This is a genomic window from Blautia sp. OM07-19 (genome assembly GCF_003481595.1).
In the GTDB taxonomy this organism is placed as follows: domain Bacteria; phylum Bacillota; class Clostridia; order Lachnospirales; family Lachnospiraceae; genus Blautia_A; species Blautia_A intestinihominis.
Genome location: NZ_QULA01000003.1, coordinates 18445 through 38177, shown reverse-complemented (window position 1 = coordinate 38177; position 19733 = coordinate 18445). Strand labels below are relative to the sequence as shown.

General features: G+C 43.0%; 17 protein-coding genes. 14 read left to right on the top strand and 3 right to left on the bottom strand.

Annotated features, from left to right (window positions below; all coding sequences use genetic code 11):
• Positions 1–27: 27 nt before the first annotated feature.
• The 3 genes from DXC01_RS03755 to DXC01_RS03745 are packed head-to-tail and all read left to right on the top strand — an operon-like array spanning position 28 to position 3499.
• Positions 28–786, top strand: coding sequence for a formate/nitrite transporter family protein (locus DXC01_RS03755; protein WP_022215639.1), 759 nt, complete (start codon positions 28–30; stop codon positions 784–786).
• A 1-nt stretch (position 787) separates the two neighbouring features.
• Positions 788–2830: a DNA topoisomerase gene (locus tag DXC01_RS03750; RefSeq protein ID WP_118698298.1), complete on the top strand. Its 2043-nt coding sequence runs from the start codon at positions 788–790 to the stop codon at positions 2828–2830.
• Complete coding sequence (locus DXC01_RS03745; protein ID WP_118251388.1) at positions 2831–3499, top strand: UDP-N-acetylglucosamine pyrophosphorylase; 669 nt, start codon at positions 2831–2833, stop codon at positions 3497–3499.
• A 3-nt stretch (positions 3500–3502) separates the two neighbouring features.
• Here the strand turns inward: DXC01_RS03745 and DXC01_RS03740 are convergent, their stop codons facing one another.
• On the bottom strand, positions 3503–4255 hold the full coding sequence (locus DXC01_RS03740) for a TraX family protein (protein WP_022215637.1): 753 nt from the start codon (positions 4253–4255) through the stop codon (positions 3503–3505).
• 159 nt (positions 4256–4414) lie between these two features.
• Here DXC01_RS03740 and DXC01_RS03735 point away from each other — a divergent pair, with 159 nt between their 5' ends.
• The 7 genes from DXC01_RS03735 (at position 4415) to DXC01_RS03705 (ending at position 10885) form a co-directional block, all read left to right on the top strand.
• Positions 4415–5179, top strand: a complete 765-nt coding sequence (locus DXC01_RS03735; protein ID WP_118698297.1) for an alpha/beta hydrolase — start codon at positions 4415–4417, stop codon at positions 5177–5179.
• 4 nt (positions 5180–5183) lie between these two features.
• Positions 5184–5942 carry an esterase family protein gene (locus tag DXC01_RS03730; RefSeq protein ID WP_118698296.1) on the top strand — a complete coding sequence of 253 codons (759 nt, stop codon included), beginning with the start codon at positions 5184–5186 and terminating at the stop codon, positions 5940–5942.
• 27 nt (positions 5943–5969) lie between these two features.
• The gene (locus tag DXC01_RS03725) at positions 5970–7166 is read left to right on the top strand and encodes an ATP-grasp domain-containing protein (RefSeq protein WP_118698295.1); all 1197 of its coding nucleotides are present in this window, start codon (positions 5970–5972) and stop codon (positions 7164–7166) included.
• Between the two features lie 119 nt (positions 7167–7285).
• Positions 7286–7978: an iron-sulfur cluster assembly scaffold protein gene (locus DXC01_RS03720; protein ID WP_005422272.1), complete on the top strand. Its 693-nt coding sequence runs from the start codon at positions 7286–7288 to the stop codon at positions 7976–7978.
• Between the two features lie 33 nt (positions 7979–8011).
• Positions 8012–9022, top strand: coding sequence for a GGGtGRT protein (locus tag DXC01_RS03715; protein WP_118251392.1), 1011 nt, complete (start codon positions 8012–8014; stop codon positions 9020–9022).
• 244 nt (positions 9023–9266) lie between these two features.
• Positions 9267–9740 (top strand): hypothetical protein, encoded by a 474-nt coding sequence (locus tag DXC01_RS03710; protein WP_118251393.1) that lies wholly within the window; start codon positions 9267–9269, stop codon positions 9738–9740.
• 50 nt (positions 9741–9790) lie between these two features.
• The gene (locus DXC01_RS03705; protein ID WP_158583614.1) at positions 9791–10885 is read left to right on the top strand and encodes an acyltransferase family protein; all 1095 of its coding nucleotides are present in this window, start codon (positions 9791–9793) and stop codon (positions 10883–10885) included.
• Positions 10886–10945: 60 nt separating this feature from the next.
• Here DXC01_RS03705 and DXC01_RS03700 read toward each other — a convergent pair whose 3' ends face one another.
• The gene (locus DXC01_RS03700; RefSeq protein ID WP_118251395.1) at positions 10946–12427 is read right to left on the bottom strand and encodes a nucleotide sugar dehydrogenase; all 1482 of its coding nucleotides are present in this window, start codon (positions 12425–12427) and stop codon (positions 10946–10948) included.
• Positions 12428–12577: 150 nt separating this feature from the next.
• Complete coding sequence (locus DXC01_RS03695; RefSeq protein ID WP_118698293.1) at positions 12578–14056, bottom strand: glycosyltransferase family 2 protein; 1479 nt, start codon at positions 14054–14056, stop codon at positions 12578–12580.
• A gap of 201 nt (positions 14057–14257) precedes the next feature.
• Between DXC01_RS03695 and DXC01_RS03690 the strand changes: the two genes are divergently transcribed.
• The 4 genes from DXC01_RS03690 to DXC01_RS03675 are packed head-to-tail and all read left to right on the top strand — an operon-like array spanning position 14258 to position 19723.
• Positions 14258–15394, top strand: coding sequence for a glycosyltransferase family 2 protein (locus tag DXC01_RS03690; RefSeq protein ID WP_118698292.1), 1137 nt, complete (start codon positions 14258–14260; stop codon positions 15392–15394).
• Between the two features lie 28 nt (positions 15395–15422).
• Positions 15423–17612, top strand: a complete 2190-nt coding sequence (locus tag DXC01_RS03685) for a glycosyltransferase (RefSeq protein ID WP_118698291.1) — start codon at positions 15423–15425, stop codon at positions 17610–17612.
• A 28-nt stretch (positions 17613–17640) separates the two neighbouring features.
• Positions 17641–18750, top strand: coding sequence for a glycosyltransferase (locus DXC01_RS03680; RefSeq protein ID WP_022215557.1), 1110 nt, complete (start codon positions 17641–17643; stop codon positions 18748–18750).
• A 13-nt stretch (positions 18751–18763) separates the two neighbouring features.
• On the top strand, positions 18764–19723 hold the full coding sequence (locus DXC01_RS03675) for a glycosyltransferase family 2 protein (protein ID WP_118698290.1): 960 nt from the start codon (positions 18764–18766) through the stop codon (positions 19721–19723).
• The last annotated feature ends 10 nt before the right edge of the window (positions 19724–19733 follow it).

The following is a 19733-nucleotide window of genomic DNA, read 5'->3' as shown; positions in this document are numbered from 1 at the left end:
GTGTTCAGGGAAAGGGAGGTATTTTTTATGAATCACGAGGATGTACAGAAATTATCAAATGCAGCAAACGCGAAGATCACCCTTCTTCAGAACGATTTTCTGAAGTACTTTATGCGGGCGATCATGGCAGGATTCTTCATTGTGGTTGCGATGATTTTCTCTAATGTAGTCGGTAATGTTTTTGCCGGAGCAGAGGAGCCGGCGTGGGGCAAGTTCCTGGGAGCACTGGTGTTCTCGATCGCAGTCCTTCTGATCTCCATGGTCGGAGGAGAGCTTTTTACAGGAAATAACCTGGTCATGGCGTTTGGGGTCTATGACAAGCGAGTGACTCTGGGTGATGCCGGTAAGGTATGGCTTGTCAGCTACATAGGGAACTTTGTTGGATGCCTGATCCTGTCCCTGATCTTTGTATGGGCGGGCGCATCAGGAACCAAGGATTATTTTGCTGGTTTTATCGGAAACAAACTTGCGATCCCGGCAGGTCAGATGTTTTTCCGTGCAGTTCTGTGTAATTTCTTTGTATGTCTCGGAGTACTTTGCGGAATCAAATTAAAGAGTGAAGCCGCGAAGTTCCTGATGATCGTTATGTGTATCTCAGGATTCGTTGTCAGCGGATTTGAGCACTGCGTTGCAAACATGGGTATTTTTGTGACAGCAGCCTGCCTGGTACCAGGACTTTCCGTTGGCGCGATGATCAAGAGCATGGTGATCGTCACACTGGGAAATATGGTCGGTGGTGCAGTACTTCTTGCATGGCCGCTTAGAAAGATGAGTGCAGATCAATAATATGGGTAAGGCTTTATATATTGCAGAGAAACCGAGCGTCGCTCAGGAATTTGCAAAAGCATTAAAAATCAACGGACAGAGAAAAGACGGATACTTAGAATCTCAGGATTCCATAGTGACCTGGTGTGTAGGACACCTGGTCACTATGAGCTATCCCGAAAAATATGACATCAAATACAAAAGGTGGAGTTTTGATACCCTGCCTTTTTTGCCGCGCGAATTTAAATACGAGGTGATTCCGGGGGTTCAGAAACAGTTTGACATTGTGAAAGGGCTTCTGAACCGGCCGGATGTAGAGACCATCTATGTGTGTACCGACTCCGGGCGAGAGGGAGAATATATCTACCGTCTGGTCGCACAGATGGCAGGAGTGAAGGACAAGAAACAGAGACGAGTCTGGATCGATTCCCAGACGGAGGAGGAGATCCTCAGGGGGATCCGCGAAGCGAAGGACCTGTCATCCTATGACAATCTGGCGAATTCTGCCTACCTCCGCGCCAAGGAGGACTATCTCATGGGGATTAATTTTTCCAGAGTGCTCACACTGCGCTACGGAAACAGCGTTTCGAGCTACCTTAAGAGCAAATATCAGGCGATCGCGGTAGGCCGCGTTATGACCTGTGTCCTTGGCATGGTCGTGCGCAGGGAAAGAGAGATCCGCTCTTTCGTCAAGACACCATTCTACAGGGTGATCTCAGGAATCGCACTGGAAGGGGAGAAATTCGACGGTGAATGGAGAGCCGTGGAGGGAAGCCGTTATTTCCAGTCTCCTTATTTATACAAGGAAAATGGTTTCAAAGAAAAGAAACACGCACAGGAACTGATCGATTTTCTGAGCACGGAGCAGCCGCTCAGATGCAGCGTTGACAAGATTGAGCGCAAGAAAGAAAACAAGAACCCGCCGCTTCTTTTTAACCTGGCGGAGCTTCAGAATGTCTGCTCCAAGCTGTTCAAGATCAGCCCGGATGAGACTCTCCGTATCACGCAGGAACTCTATGAGAAGAAACTTGTCACTTATCCGCGAACGGACGCCAGAGTGCTTTCTACCGCAGTATCAAAGGAGATTTACAAGAATATCTCAGGACTTCGCAATTATCCTGCGATCGGAACTACCGCAGAAGAAGTCCTTCAGATGGGAAGCTACAAGACGATCGCGAAGACAAGATACGTCAATGACAAGCAGATCACAGATCACTATGCGATCATTCCGACCGGTCAGGACTTAAATGCACTGAACAGTCTGCCGGTCACTTCACAGAGAGTCTATGAGACGATCGTGCGTCGTTTTCTGTGCATTTTCTGTCCGTCGGCAGTCTATCAGAAAGTCAGCCTGGTGACAATGATGCAGGGGGAGAAGTTTTTTTCCAGCTTCAAGGTACTTCAGGAGGAAGGATACCTTAAATATGCGACGAATTCTTTCGCCCGCAGAGGCGCAAAAGCGCAGGACACGGAAAAAAGTGACAGTGAGGATGTCTCCTGTGATGCACAGCTTCTTGCTGCATTGCATAAGCTCAAAAAAGGTGATATACTGACGGTAGATTCGCTGGATATCAAGGAAGGCGAAACTTCACCGCCGAAACGCTACAATTCCGGTTCAATGATCCTTGCGATGGAAAATGCAGGACAGCTCATCGAGGACGAGGAACTGCGCGCGCAGATCAAGGGAAGCGGGATCGGAACGAGTGCGACCAGGGCAGAGATCCTGAAGAAACTTTTTTCTATCAAATATCTTGCTCTGAACAAGAAGACACAGGTGATCACGCCGACGCTTCTCGGGGAGATGATCTTTGATGTGGTCAACTGTTCCATTCGCCAGCTTCTGAACCCGGAACTGACTGCAAGCTGGGAAAAGGGCCTGAATTATGTCGCAGAGGGCAGTATCACGCCGCAGGAATATATGGACAAACTGGAACATTTTGTCAGGATCCGTACCGATCAGGTGGAACAGAGCAACTATCAGTATGCACTGCGGCAGTTTTTTGATGCGGCGGCGGTCAATTATCAGAAAAAACAGACAACGTCAAAACGAGGAGGAAAAGTATAAATGTTAAAGGATTTTACAATCGCAAATCTCTTGGATCTAAACGAGACGATCGCAGGTGAATTATTTGAGGGCAAAACCTATCCGTGGGAAGTCCTTCCGGAGATCGGAGCTTTTATCGTAAAGCTCGGTGAGACACTGGATCCGCAGGAATATGACTGTAAGGACGGCAACATCTGGATCGCAAAAAGCGCGAAAGTGGCACCGACTGCCTGCATCAACGGACCGGCGATCATCGGTAAGGAAGCAGAAGTGCGTCACTGTGCATTCATCCGTGGAAACGCCATCGTAGGTGAGGGCGCTGTCGTAGGAAACTCCACAGAGCTTAAGAATGCCGTATTATTCAACAAAGTACAGGTTCCGCATTACAACTATGTAGGGGATTCTGTCCTTGGATACAAATCCCATATGGGAGCCGGTTCCATCTGCTCTAACGTAAAATCCGACAAGAAGCTTGTCGTAGTCAAGGACGGCGATGAGAAGATCGAGACAGGTGTCAAGAAATTCGGAGCAATGCTCGGAGATCATGTAGAGGTTGGCTGTGGTTCTGTCCTGAATCCGGGAACTGTGATCGGAAGAAATTCCAATATCTACCCGCTTTCACCAGTAAGAGGCTGCATTCCTGCAGACAGTATCTACAAAAATGCAGCAGAGATCGTCAAAAAGAATTAATATTTAACTGAGAAAAAGAATCTGCCGGAGGATCACCAGGATTGTGAGATGCACCGGGTAAAACAGATAAAAGAAATATTTCGCGGCTTTTCCCTGGATAAAGCCGCGTTTTCCATTGTACATATTAATGGAGATAAAGGAAAAGCACATTTTCCATTCGTAATTCATCCAGAGTGTGCTGACAAGTGCCTGCAGGATCCGCCGCGTGCGGAACAGGTACATGATCATGATGAGCAGAAAACCATGCCAGCCATAATCAGCATGGAAAATATAAGAAAAGCCAAAAAGTCCCACGATACAGGATAATTGAAGGACCGGTTTTTCCCACAGAGCTTCCAGTGCACAGAGCCCGAGATATCCGAGGAACAGAGTAAAAAATACATTCTGCATCGGATGATGCCAGGTATTGCTGAATACGAAATTCCACGGGATCTCAGAGATCAGCGCGAAGAGAAGCAGGTTCTGTCCGTATTTGCGGCGGTTCCTCGTGTGAAGGAAGCCCTCGATCAGAAGGAAACAGAAGATCGGGAAGGCAGATCTGCCGATATCACGGACGATGCGGTACCAGGTGATCTCTGTGGAACCAATGGTAAAGAGTACCCGGAGGGCAGGTTTCCAGTTGGCGAGGATCAGAACGCCGGTGTGGTCGATCAGCATCAGGATACAGGCAAGAAGTTTCAGGGCACTGCCGCTTAAGATCTGAAATCTTGCCGGAAAAATACTGGGAGGCAGTGTCTGCTGTGTTTGCGTAGTCATAAAAATCTCCTTATGTAAAATAAAATTTTTCAAAATGAACAACATCATTTTAACACAAAACGATCTGCTTTACCAAGTTTCTTGTCTGGAAAAGCAGATTGTGCTATATTAAAGTAATAAAGTGAAACGGTAAAACAGCGCAGTTAGGAGGAAAAGATTATGGTAAACAGACATAAGATCCAGATTCCCGAGCTGACCGGGGAGGAAGAGAGGAATCTTTATATTTATCTTCCGGATTCCTATGACTGGGACCGGGAACGATATTATCCTGTTTTGTATATGTTTGACGGACATAATGTCTTTTTTGATTCTGATGCCACCTATGGGAAATGCTGGGGCATGAAGGAATACATGGATCATACCAATACACAGGTGATCATTGTGGCAGTCGAATGCAACCACAGCCCGGACAATGGACGGCTCAAGGAGTATGCTCCGTTCAGCTTTTATGACGCAAGATGCGGTAGCATCGCAGCAAAGGGTGCGATTACGATGGACTGGATGGTCCACACGCTGAAACCTCAGATCGACCGGGATCTTAGAACTCTCAGCGACCGGGAGCATACGTTTATCGCAGGAAGCTCCATGGGCGGACTGATGAGCCTGTATGCAGTGGCACAGTACAATTCTGTTTTTGGCAGAGCAGCGGCACTGTCTTCGTCTGTATGGACAAATGTCGACAAACTGGAACAGCTCATCCGCAGGACAAAGATCCGGCAGAATACAGTGATCTATATGGACTATGGTTCTATAGAACTGGAACAGCGCCCAAAGATCCGCAGAGATTTTGAGCGGATCGCGGCGGCATTTTTCCAGAAGAAAGTCCTTCTGGAGGCAAGGATCATCCCGGGTGGCACACACTGCGAGGCAAGCTGGGAGAGACAGATCCCGTTTTTTATGAATACACTTTTGTACGAGGAATAAAGAGATGGAAGTACAATACAGAAAAGAATACAGTCCTGCCCTGGGGCGGGACATGGAATGCAAAATCTATGGACACAAGGGCAGACCGGTGCTCTTTATCCCGTGTCAGGATGGACGTTTTTTTGATTTCGAAAATTTCCAGATGACAGATACCTGGAGCCCGTGGCTGGAATCCGGTGAAGTGATGGTGTTTTCCATAGATACGATCGATCAGGAGACCTGGTCAGATACGGCCGGGGATCCGTACTGGCGCATCCGTCGGTATGAACAGTGGCTTCAGTATATTACAGATGAGATGGTCCCTTTTATGCGGGAGATGGTCAACGAGAGGAATGGCTGGATGGGATATCCGGGGATCATGGTGTTTGGATGCAGCCTGGGTGCGACGCATGCGGCAAATCTTTATTTCAGAAGACCGGATCTGTTTGACCGGCTTCTGGCTTTGAGCGGTCTTTATTCAGCAGGATACGGCTTCGGTTCCTACACGGACGAGGTGGTGCGCCGGAATTCGCTGGTGGATTTCCTCGGTGATATGCCAAAGGATGATCCAAGGATCGCGCTGTATAATCTCAAGAAAGCAGTCATCTGCGTCGGTCAGGGACCATGGGAACTTCCGGACTCCACGAGGCAGCTCGCACAGATCCTTGCCCAGAAGGATATCCATGCCTGGGTGGATTTCTGGGGCTATGACTGTTCTCACGACTGGTACTGGTGGTATAAACAGGTAGAATATTTTGTTCCATATCTGTTAAAAAACGATTGATAAAATCTAAAAGGAAAGAGTGATATTATGAAAAATTTTCTGTTTATTTCTCCAAATTTTCCTGAAAATTACTGGATGTTCTGCCGGGAACTCAAGAAAAACGGGCTGAATCTCCTCGGGATCGGAGATCAGCCTTATGAGGAATTGAGCCAGGGACTGAAAGACAGCCTGGATGAATACTATAAGGTCAGCAGTCTCGAAAATGAGGAAGAAGTATACCGTGCGGTTGCATTCCTGATCTTCAAGCACGGACGCATCGACTGGCTGGAGTCCAACAACGAGTACTGGCTGGAGCGTGATGCCAGACTCCGTACCGCCTTCCATATCACAAGCGGTTTTCAGGAGGACGATATTCCGAGGATCAAATACAAATCTAAGATGAAAGCATACTATGCACAGGCGGGAATCCCGACAGCACGCTATCATCTGGTAGATACTCTGGAAGAATGTGAGAAATTTATCAAAGAAGTCGGCTATCCGGTGGTCGTAAAACCGGATAATGGAGTAGGGGCAAGCCATACTTACAAACTGGAAGATCAGGGGCAGCTCGAAGAATTTTTCCGAACGAAGGAACCGGAAGTTTCCTATATAATGGAGGAGTTCGTAGTCGCGGAGGTAAATTCCTACGATGCCATCATCGATTCCAACGGAGATCCGATCTTCGAAACAGGAAATGTGACACCGATCTCCATCATGGATATCGTGAACCACGAGGACAATGCGCTCTTTTATATCGTGAAGCAGCTTTCCAGTGATGTCAGGCTGGCAGGCCGTGCCACGGTCAAAAGTTTCAATGTACGGAGCCGCTTCGTACATTTTGAGTTTTTCCGCCTGCAGAAAGACCAGAAGGGTCTTGGAAGAAAGGGTGATATCGTCGGTCTTGAGGTAAATATGCGCCCATGTGGCGGATTTTCTCCGGATATGATGGATTTTGCATGCAAGACCGATGTTTATAAGATCTGGGCAGACATGATTGCCTTTAACCGGACGCAGATGCAGCCGGGAGACAGAGAGTACTGTGCATTTGTGGGACGAAGGGACGGTAAGAAATTTATCCTGGGTCATGAAGACATCATGACAAAATACAGCAAAAATATCCGTATGGCAGACCGTCTGCCGGATGTTCTGGCGGCCGCGATGGGCAACCAGATCTACATTGCGACGTTCCAGAGCAAGCGTGAAATGGATAATTTTTTTCAAGATGCACTGAAATATGAGTTTTAATGACAAAAACACTCAAGTTTGACTGGACTAACAAGGGGTTTTATGAGAAAATACTGTCAGGTTGTTAGTTTATCTTTTAACAACATTATAGTAAATCTATACTTGAAAGGAGTTTTAACATGATTTATTCACGCGAAGTAGAAGAAATGTGCCCAGTTGCACAGGGTGTGCATCACGGAGCTGCTCCGATTCCGGAAGAAGCAAAATGGGTTCAGGCTAAGGAAGTAAAGGACATTTCCGGTTTCACACATGGTGTAGGCTGGTGTGCTCCGCAGCAGGGTGCCTGTAAGTTGTCCCTGAACGTAAAAGAAGGTATCATCCAGGAAGCTCTGGTTGAGACAATCGGATGTTCAGGTATGACTCATTCCGCAGCTATGGCATCTGAGATCCTTCCAGGACTTACTGTTATGGAAGCTCTGAACACAGACCTTGTATGTGATGCTATCAACACAGCTATGAGAGAACTGTTCCTTCAGATCGTTTACGGACGTTCTCAGTCTGCTTTCTCTGAAGACGGACTTGCAGTAGGTGCAGGACTTGAGGATCTTGGTAAAGGACTTCGTTCTCAGGTTGGTACAATGTACGGAACACTCAAGAAAGGTCCTCGTTACCTGGAAATGGCAGAAGGCTATGTTACAGGTATCGCTCTTGACGAAGATAATGAAATTATCGGTTATCAGTTTGTAAGCCTTGGCAAAATGACTGACTTCATCAAAAAAGGTGATGACCCGAACACTGCATGGGAAAAAGCAAAAGGTCAGTACGGCCGTGTTGCAGATGCTGTTAAGATCATCGACCCACGTAAAGAATAATTATACCGATTATAATTTCAGGAGGATAAGTAAATGGCTTTATTTGAATCATATGAGAGACGAATTGACAAAATCAATTCAGTTTTAAACAGCTATGGAATCGCTTCTATCGAAGAAGCAGAGAAAATCACCAAAGATGCAGGCCTTGACGTATACAACCAGATCAAAGGCATCCAGCCGATCTGCTTCGAGAACGCTTGCTGGGCATACATCGTAGGTGCAGCTATCGCAATCAAAAAAGACTGCAGAAGAGCAGCAGACGCTGCAGCAGCTATCGGTGAAGGACTTCAGGCTTTCTGTATTCCTGGATCCGTTGCTGACACACGTAAAGTAGGTCTTGGACATGGTAACCTTGGTAAAATGCTTCTGGAAGAAGAAACAGACTGCTTCTGCTTCCTGGCTGGACATGAGTCCTTCGCAGCAGCTGAGGGTGCTATCGGTATCGCTGAGAAAGCAAACAAAGTTCGTCAGAAACCTCTTCGTGTTATCCTGAACGGTCTTGGAAAAGACGCTGCTCAGATCATCTCCCGTATCAACGGATTTACATATGTAGAGACTGAGTATGATCCATACAAGAACGAAGTTAAAGAAGTATTCCGCAAATCCTACTCTGAGGGACTTCGTGCAAAAGTTAACTGCTACGGCGCTAACAGCGTTCCGGAAGGTGTTGCTATCATGTGGAAAGAAGGCGTTGACGTTTCTATCACAGGTAACTCCACAAACCCGACACGTTTCCAGCATCCGGTTGCAGGTACTTACAAGAAAGAATGCAACGAAAAAGGAAAGAAATACTTCTCCGTTGCATCCGGCGGTGGTACAGGACGTACACTTCACCCAGACAACATGGCAGCAGGTCCTGCTTCCTACGGTATGACCGATACACTTGGACGTATGCATTCTGACGCTCAGTTCGCAGGATCCTCTTCCGTACCGGCTCACGTAGAAATGATGGGTCTCATCGGCGCAGGTAACAACCCGATGGTTGGTATGACTGTTGCTGTAGCAGTTGCCGTACAGGAAGCTGCTGACGCTGGCAAGTTCTAAAGAATATTTCATGTAACAACTGAATTTCTAACAAATAGAGTTAGATACGTCATTTTGAGCAAAATGCCCATGACGTGTCTAACTTTTTTATATTTTGTCATTTTTTCAATGGCTTATATACGTCTTTTAATAATAGCCATAAACAACCAATGAACCTTGGCAATTTATAATAGACTTCACATTCTGGACGTGATACAATAACTTTAACGGGATCAAGCAGATTGGCAGGATAAGGAGAGATTGAATGACAGAACATGAAATGTTGGAACTGATTTTACAAAAGATAACAGGTCTAGAAGATAAAGTAACAGGTCTAGAAGACAAAGTGACAGGCCTAGAGAATAAAGTAACAGGTCTTGAAGACAGGATGACAGGCTTTGAGGACAGGATGACAGGTCTTGAGAACAAAGTAACAGGTCTAGAAGATGGACAACAGAATATTCTTCAGCAGATAGATGAAAAGATAACAGCATCAGAAGAAAGAATGATGCAGAAAATGGACGAGAAACTCACTCATTCTGAAAATCTTATCCTTCATGAACTGGACAGAGTACAGGAGCATCTGGAAACAGATGTTCAGAAAGTAGAGAGAAATCTGGAAGAGTTACAGCAGTACTACAGAATCACAAAACTTGAGAACGACAACACTTCATTACTTCTTAAAATGTACAATAACATGCAGAAAGAGATTGAAGAACTCAAAGCGAAAATAGCATAAATATGAAAGTCTCTCAGAGAGCTGATCTGGGAGACTTTTTGAGGTACAGGATGAATACAGAAAAAAGATATTACAACATAGAATTTCTCCGCTTCGCGTTTGCCATATGCATCGTATATTTCCATCTGCTCCATTCTTTTATGATGGACTATACAGGCAACGCGGATCTTTATATCCGGCTGGCGGAGCAGTCGAAGTATGCGAAGTATATTGTGGAGTGTTTCTTTATCATATCGGGATATTTTCTTTATCATACGATACAGAGACATCCGGAGATGACCACGCAGGGATTTATCATGCGAAGGATAATCCGTCTGTGGCCGGTGCTGGCGTGTTCGATCATGATCTCGGCGGTGTTTTTTGGAAAATCGATCTATGCGTCCTTTGTGGATTTGTTGTTTTTGCAGTCCAGCGGGCTGGCGACGGACTGGCAGGGACTGAACTGGTATGTGTCGGCATTTTTTGTGGTGGAGATTTTTTATTTTGTGCTGTATAAATGCTTTCGGAACTCGGCAAAGATGAAGCTTCTGATCTGCATGCTGATCTATTTTGGTTATGAGATCAACATCAATGCCATGGACGGCGGTTTCGGACGTAAGATGTTCCATGGAATCATCAACCTTGGCATGGCACGCGCAGTCGCCGGGATCGGCCTTGGATATCTGTTTGCGATAGAGTGGGCAAATTTTACAGCGACATGGAAAAAACAAAAACAGGTACAGGAAAGGACAGGCGGTATAGAAGTCTGGCTGATCAGAGTATTGGAGATTCTGACGTTGTCGATGCTTCTGATAGACTTTTTTTGCAGTTCAAAAGCATATGATAATCAGTTTATTGTGATAATTCTGTTTCCGGTATTTTTCGCCTGTCTGCTGACAAGAAGAGGCGTTTTTTCGAAGCTGACAGATCACAAAATGATAGGTCTTCCTGGAAGATATGCTTATTCCATTTATGTTATGCAGGAAGCTGTATTCGCAGTATTAAAAAGGACACTCTGGAAAAATACGGTATTTCTTCATGATTATCCTGTGCCGGCGCTTACAGTCTCAATTCTGGTGACAATAATGGCAGGTATAGGGACTTATCATCTGGTAGAACGACCGGCTACGAAGGTACTGAAGAAAAGATTACAGGTTTATATATAAAAATCCTGTCATCTCAGAAGCTTGAAGCTTTAGAGATGACAGGATTTGTTTTGTTTTTTATCAGTCTCTCTGGAAAAGATCCCGGCTGTAGACTTTGTCCTTTACTTCGTCCAGGCAGGAATTATAACGGTTGGCGATGATACAGTCGCACTGCTGTTTGAATTCATCCAGATCGTTTACGATTTTGCTTCCGAAAAATGTAGAACCATTTTCGAGAGTTGGTTCATAAATGATCACGGTTGCTCCTTTCGCCTTAATTCTCTTCATGACACCCTGGATAGAGGACTGACGGAAGTTATCAGAATTGGATTTCATAGTCAGACGGTAAACACCGATGGTAACAGGCTTTTCCATGGAGGAATTGAAAGTATTTCCCTCATCATAGGCGTAATAACCGGCTTTCTGGAGGACACGGTCAGCGATGAAGTCTTTACGGGTACGATTACTTTCGACAATAGCGCTCATCATATTCTGTGGAACATTATTGTAATTGGCGAGAAGCTGCTTCGTATCCTTCGGCAGACAATAACCGCCGTAACCAAAGGAAGGGTTATTGTAGTGAGTACCGATACGTGGGTCAAGGCAGACACCCTGGATGATATCTTGTGTGTTGAGTCCCTTCATTTCAGCGTAAGTGTCAAGTTCGTTGAAATAAGATACACGGAGCGCAAGATAAGTATTGGCAAACAGCTTGACAGCCTCAGCTTCTGTAAATCCCATAAATAAGGTATCGATATTTTCCTTGAGAGCACCCTCCTGCAGAAGTGCTGCAAAGTTCTGAGAAGCCTGTACAAGAGCCGGATCTTCTGGATCGGTGGATACAATGATACGACTTGGATACAGGTTGTCGTATAAAGCCTTGGATTCACGAAGAAATTCCGGGCTGAAGATGATTTTTGAGGTGTGATATTTTTTGCGGACAGATTCCGTATAGCCGACAGGGATGGTGGATTTGATAACCATGATGGCGTCAGGATTAACTTTGAGCACCAGTTCGATCACGGCTTCTACGGCAGAAGTGTCAAAATAGTTTTTCTGGCTGTCATAGTTGGTAGGTGCGGCAATTACGACATAGTCCGCATTTTTGTAGGCAGAAATTCCATCCAGCGTAGCGGTAAGATCCAGGTCTTTTTCTGCAAGGTATTTCTCAATATATTCATCCTGAATAGGAGATTTGCGCTGATTGATCAGATCCACTTTTTCCGGGATGATGTCAACGGCTGTTACATGGTTATGCTGGGCAAGAAGAGTGGCAATGGAAAGACCTACATATCCGGTACCTGCAACTGCGATGTTGAGTGGAGATGGAGAGCCAAGTCTGGTTGAAGAAGCTTCTGTAAATACATCAGAAGGTTCAAATCCAAGTACCTCGGCCAGATTTTCCAGCTGACTGATAGATGGAACAAAATCCTTCTTTTCAAGGCGGGAGATTAATGCGCGGTTGATACCGGTAGCAAGAGAAAGATCCTGCTGAGTCATATTTTTCTGCTGGCGTTTATCGGATACCAGAGTTGAAAGTAAAGTCATTGATAATTTTTTCATGAAAATGCTCCTTAGAATGTTCGCTTAAATAACAATAATATGTTGACAAGATGATAATATCATAGAAAAAACAGGAAATCAAGAAAAAATATAGCACAAAATGTTATTTTAAATAACACTTTGTGCCGGGCGATAATTATGATATTGCAATCAGAAGAAGCTCCTGCGTTTCTTTAAAGATAATGTGTGCGAAACGATGGACAACTGGCAGGATGTTCCGAATGAAGAAGTAACAGCCGGAAAAGATGACTCCGCACGGAGACTTTTGAATCTGACAGGCTGACTGTCACAGACCATATAGAACAGCAGAGTACTTTGTCCATGAAGAAAGCGCAGAGGAATTTTTACTTCGAAATCCAAAAACTGTGACAGAAGTGTTCCGTCAAATACAAAATCAGAAGATGTATTTGCTGACCAGTCACAGTAAAAAATACGGGCTTTCAGCATGTGGCGCTGCAACTGTACATAAAGTGCAGACGGATATGGAAATCTGCTGTTGAATTTTACAGATCCTGTAATCCTCAGATCTTTTCCTGAAATTTCAGCATGAAATAATTTCAGAAGATAGGATGAGGCAGGATAAAGCTTCAAATTCCCATACTGAAAAAAAAGATCTTCTGGTGCATGCGTCAGGGTGCCATTTCCTTTTTTGAAAGAGATGATATAGTCTTTCTGTTCGCGGGAAAGATTTTTCTGTTCCAGAATGATCTTATCGTCGATGGATTGCAGCAGTTCCTTAAGGAGTGTCCGGAATTCCAGATGTTCAGCCGTAGTCAGGACAGATTCCGGTATTTCAGGCAAGCCGAACCGGCTCTGGAGATCATACATGACATTATACTGGACAAAAAATGGAATTTTACCATATTTTTGGCGGGCAGAGTGAAGTGCCCACTGAAGATAATTTTTCAGACAGTCAAGATACCATTCTCTGTGTAGTTTTGTGCCATTCAGAGCAGAATTCTGTGTGTTTCGAAAACGATAATAATAGCAGCCGGAAGGGACAATTCCATAGTATGGGTGATCGAGCAGAAGCTGCATGATCACTTTTGCATCTTCTGCATAGCGCAGAGAAGTATCAAAAGAATGATCGTTAAGTACATTATGCTTTATAAAGGAAGAAGCAATAGACATCTGTACATAGGAGTACTGGACATTCAGATCAATGATCTGATCTTTGCCGTCCCGGTATTTATAGTTGAGCCGATGGGCGTTTTCCTTTTTTTCAAAAAACTGTATCGGAACAGATACAAGACTGATCTGATCATCAACAGTGGAAAAAAAGTTGTATACAGCAGAAAGCGTATTTGGAGAAAGTTTGTCGTCTCCGTCCAGGAAATTCAGGTACTTTCCGGATGCAAGTGCAATTCCGGCATTCCTGGCAGAAGCAGCACCTCCGTTTGGTTTGTGCAGCACTTTAATATTATATGGATATAAAGCCTGGTAATGATCACAGATTTCGCCGGAAGAATCTGTAGAGCCATCATCTACAAGAATCAATTCGACCGATTCTCTGAAACCGATATCCTGACAGAGAATACTCTCAATGGCCTCAGAGAGATAGGGTGCTATATTATATACAGCAGTAATGATAGAAAATTTAAACGGATATATATCTGGTTCGTGATTCATGGTATGATCTCCTTGCCTAAGAATATGTGTATCATATCATAAAATGTCGAGTCTGGTCAGGAAATTATAAAAACATAAAATATATTTAATATTGTTGATATATTTATAAATAAATTGTAATATGAGAAATGAATTTGCTAAAAGCATACAGACTATGTTATACTATGCGTATCATGTACAGTAAAAGCGAGGAAACAATCTATGAAAGATGTGGGCGGAAGGGATAAGGGAACGGAGATATCCGTTATTATTCCTGTTTATAATGTCGAAAAATATATAGACCAGTGTCTGGACAGCCTGCAGTCGCAGACATTTGATAACTTTGAGGTACTCTGTGTAGATGATGGTTCGGATGATCAGACTAGGGAAAGAATCCGGGAGCATGGGAAAGCAGATTCAAGGATCCGTCTGATCGAAATGCCGCATTGCGGTCTGGCAGGAGTTATGCGAAATGAAGGAATCCGACAGGCGAAGGGAGAATACTGCCTGTTTCTTGATGGAGATGATTTCTTTGAACCGGAAATGCTGGAGCACAGCCTGAGGAAAGCAAGAGAGGATGATGCAGATATCTGTATGTTTGATGCGCGCATGTACTATGAGGCAACAAAAACATACAAAAAAAGCAATGTTATTCTCAAGACGGAGTATATCCCGGAGCAGATACCTTTTGAGGGGAAATCTTTTCCGTATATTTTCAATATAGGAACGGGATGTCCATGGACAAAGCTGATCAGAAAAAGTCTGATCGATGAAAATTATATAGAGTTTATGGCTCTGCCGAGATTTAATGATGTATACTTTGTATTTCTGACACTGGCACTTGCGAAGCGTGTTACCATTCTTCAGGAGGTACTGGTAAATTACAGACAGATTCCGACCAGTCTTCAGGCGAATAACACAAAGACTCCGTGGGACTGGTACGATTCCCTTAAGACGTTGAGAGAGAAACTGCTGGAACTTGGAATTTACAGTGAAGTAGAAACCAGTTTCCGAAACCTTGCGTTTGGTGTAAGTATCTATAATCTGTGTTCGTTGAAATCAGGAGAATCTTTCTGTCAGGTATATGACCGTATGAAGGCAGAATTTTTTGAGGAATTTGACCTGGCAGATTTCAGGGAAGAAGAGTGTTATTCCTATAATGCCCAGAAATATCAGATTTATCAGAATATGATGAAGTGTACAGCGGGAGAGTATCTGTTTCTGGAAGTACAGAAATTAAAACAGGAAAAGTCCTATTGGGTGACCAGAGCCAAAAATGCAGAGAAAGAAAATAAAAAGTATTCTCTGAAAAAACTGGCCATCAGGGTGGCGCATAAAATCAGAAAACAGCTAGGGTAGAGGACTTGAAGACTTGGAGGAAGATGATATGTGTACGAAAATTTCGATAATTGTTCCTGTGTATGATTCTATGTCTGATATGGAAACAATTCTGGAATCTATAGATAAACAGAGTTTTAAAGAAAGAGAAGTTATTCTTGTTAATCTGGGAAACTCAAAGAGAGCGCTGGATAAAACAAAGCAGCATTCAGATATCACACTGAAACAGCATATTGAAGAAACAGATAATTTCTTCGAAGAAATTCAGGGCAAATTTATAATATTCTGGAACTCATCTCTTTCATATGAAGAGCAGTTCTTAGAGACAATGATGCGTGCTGCGGCGAAATATGAAAAAGCGGGTGCCATTGTCTGCAACAGAAATCAGGAAGTCCAGTTTTCTGTGTCAGAACAGTCGAGTCAGATTCTGGAACTGGCAGGGATTTCTCTGTATGATATCCTGTTAAGGAAAGATACAGCCATAAAGATGATGTGGCACCATGGATTATCGGAACAGGCAATGGCAGGACTGGCGCTGGCAGTTGCTGAAACAGTAGTTCTTCTCGACAGTAAACTGATCGCAGACAGGAGTGAAAAACAGGATGCTGCGATAGCTGAATCAGTAAATTCCCTGATGGAAAATGCGTTTGCGCTGAGAGAAGAATTGAAGCGCAGAGAATTATTTCAGGATTTGGAAAGAAATTTTGTTAATATAACACTTCGAAACTATTTTAGTATGTTAGAGAGAATTTCTGATAAAGAAATTTTTGTCAGGAGCTGCTGCAAGACTGAGTTATATGAACTGGGTATCGGAGGACATACACGGCAGTATTTTTATGCTCCGGAGGATTTTGATAAACTTCTGGAACTCCTGGAAAAGCCATCAGAGGAACTTTGGGAAAGACGGGCTCTCAAAAAAGCAGAAAAACAGAAACAGGTTTTAGTTGATCTGAAAGACTGGAGTCCCTCAGGAAATGCTGTAGAGAATGTCAAAGTTACAGTAATCATTCCGTTTTACAATGTAGAAAACTATCTGAGAGAATGCCTGGAATCAGTTACAACACAGACATTTCAAAATCTTGAGATCTTGTGTGTGGATAATGCATCCACAGACAGATCTCTGGATATCGCAGAGAAATTTGCGCAAAAAGATCCGCGTATCTGTATATTGAGAGAGGAAGCTCCGGGCGCATCTGCTGCCAGAAACAGGGCACTGGAGAAAGCATCCGGAAAATACATTTATTTTCTGGACAGCGATGACATTTTAAAACAGAAGACACTTGAATTCTGTGTAGCCATGGCTGAACAGGAAGAATTGGATATGGTTCTTTTCAGTGCAGAAGAATTTTATGAAAATGAATCGTTACAGCGGGATCAGAAGCAGTTTTCCGGTTATTATAATCGCTACGGAGATTACAGTGGCTGCATGACAGGAAAAGAGTTTTTTGCAAAAGCAGTATCTTATGGAGAATATAAACCTGCGGTTTACCTGTGCCTGATGAGAAGAGATATTCTGGAAAAAAAGGGTATCCGATTTATTGAGGGAATTGTATGTGAAGATAATATTTTTACAATTCAATGTCTTACAGAAGCAAAGAAAGTACGCTATGTAAATGGGAATTTTTACAGACGCCGCTTAAGGGAAAAATCTGTTATGACAGGAAGCAGCGGTCTGCGTCTGGCATATTCGTATTATGTGGTTTTGAAATCACTGGGACATTATATCGAAGAGGAGAAATTTGACAGGGAGTACTGCGATGTTCTGCTGAGACAGATGGACAGAATGAGAGACAATGCATGCAGAGCAATCTGGCAAATGGACTTTTGTGAAATCGAACAGGAAATTTCAGAAAATCTGACGGCAGAGTGGATAGATTTTTATTTCTATGTATACAGTATAAAAAATATAAAGGCGTTAAATGAAAAGAACTACAGGAAATTAAAGAAAATCAGCGAAAACGAAAAAGTAATAAAATTAAAAGCGCTGTATCAGAGAGATAAACAGGATAATAAAAATAAAGAACTCAGAGCTGAAATCAAAGAGCTTAAATGTGAGATTGAAGATTTCCAGAAAGAAATGAAAAAATACCAGTTACTGAAAGCTGAACATAATACTCTGAAAGAACAGCATGAAACTCTGAAAAGCAGAATGTCAGGTGTGTTAACCAGCTGGTCATATAAACTTGGAAGGGGAATCACTGCAATCCCGAGAAAAATAAGATGTATCATAAAAAAATAATATAAAGATAAGGAATGGAGAAAAAGAAATGGCAAAAGTATCAATTATTGTTCCAACCTATAATGTGGAAATGTATCTGGATGAATGTCTGGAGAGTCTTCAGAGACAGACGCTGAAAGACATTGAAATTATCTGTGTTAATGATGGCTCAAAAGACAGTTCTCTTGAGATTATAAAGAGATATGCAGCAGGAGATTCAAGGTTTGTTGTGATTGACAAGGAAAACGGTGGTTATGGAAAAGCCATGAACGTTGGACTGGATAAGGCAACAGGGGAATATATTGGAATTGTTGAGCCAGATGATTTTGTTCCGCTTTATATGTATGAAGATCTGTATAATGTGGCGGCAAAGAACGAACTTGATTTTGTAAAAGCTGATTTTTACAGATTTACCAGAAACGATGAAAATGGAAATATGAATCTGGTATATAATCATCTGGACAAAACAGCAGAATGGTATAATAAAGTATTTAATCCAAGCCAGGAACCGGAAACACTTCGTTTTATTATGAATACATGGAGCGGCATTTATCGAAGAGATTTCCTGGAACAGCATCATATCAGACATAATGAGACACCAGGTGCTTCTTTCCAGGATAATGGATTTTATTTTCAGACATTCATTTATGCCCAGCGTGCGATGATTCTGGATAAACCATATTATATGAACCGTCGTGACAACCCGAATTCATCTGTAAACAATAAAGAAAAAGTTTATTGTACCAATATAGAATATGATTATATCAAGGATATCCTCATGAGGGATCCGGAAATCTGGAATCGCTTTAAATATATGTATTCACTCAAAAAACTTCATAACTATAATTTTACATTGGGACGAATCGGTGATGAGTTCAAGAGGGAATATATACAGCGGATCAGCAGGGAATTTCGCAGAGCCAGAGACAATGGTGAACTTAAAGAAAGTGTGTTTGGAGTAAGAGAATGGGAAAACCTGCAGTTTATGATCAAGGATCCGGACGGATTTTATGAGAAATTTTATCTGCAGAGTAAAAAAGAGCGTATTTTAGAAAAAAGAGTAAAGGAACTTGAAAACTCCACAACACTGCGTGTTGGAAGAATAGTTATGTATGTTCCGATTAAAATAAAAAGAATGTTAAAAAAACTCAGAAAATAAGCAGGTGATAATAATGGAGAATATAAAAGTTTCTGTTATACTTCCGGTATACAATGTGGAAAAGTATCTGAAACAATGTCTTGACACGATTGTCGGTCAGACATTAAAAGAAATTGAAATTCTGTGTGTGGACGATGGCTCTACAGATGACTCTGTTCAGATATTGAAAGAATATGAACAAAAAGATCATCGGATAAAAGTTCTGTCTCAGAAAAATGCAGGAGCCGGTGCGGCCAGGAATCTTGGCCTTCGTCATGCATCCGGGAAATATCTTTCTTTCCTGGACAGTGATGATTTCTTTGAACCGGATATGCTGGAAACAGCGTATGAACAGGCGGAACGGTATCAGGCGGAAATGGTGGTTTTCCGTTCTAACCAGTATCTGACAGAAAAGGACGAATATAAAGAAACACCATGGACACTGCGTATGCAGGAGCTTCCACCATATGCACCGTTTGGACGCAGACAGATGACAGACAATATTTTTAAGGTTTTTGTAGGATGGGCATGGGATAAGCTGTTTTTGAAATCTTTTGTAGATGAAAAAAATCTTACGTTCCAGGAGCAACGCACCAGCAATGATCTGTTATTTGTGTTCAGTGCAGTAGCACTTGCAAAGAAAATTGCAGTGACAGATAAAATTCTGGCACATCAGAGAAGAGATGCAAAGGATTCTCTTTCCAAGACAAGAGAAAAATCATGGGATTGTTTTTATAAGGCATTAACGGCACTTCGGGAAAGAATGAAGCAGGAGGGGATTTTTGAGGAAGTTGAGAAAGACTTTATCAACTATGCACTTCATTTCAGTCTCTGGAACCTGAATACTCTGGCGGAGCCGACCCAGACAATACTTAGAAACAAACTACTGGAAGAGTGGTTTGCGGATCTGGGAATTTCCGGAAAAAACAAAGAATATTTTTATAACAAATCTGAATATGAACAATATGCAAAGCTTATTGAAAGCGGAAAGTAGAGGACTGGTT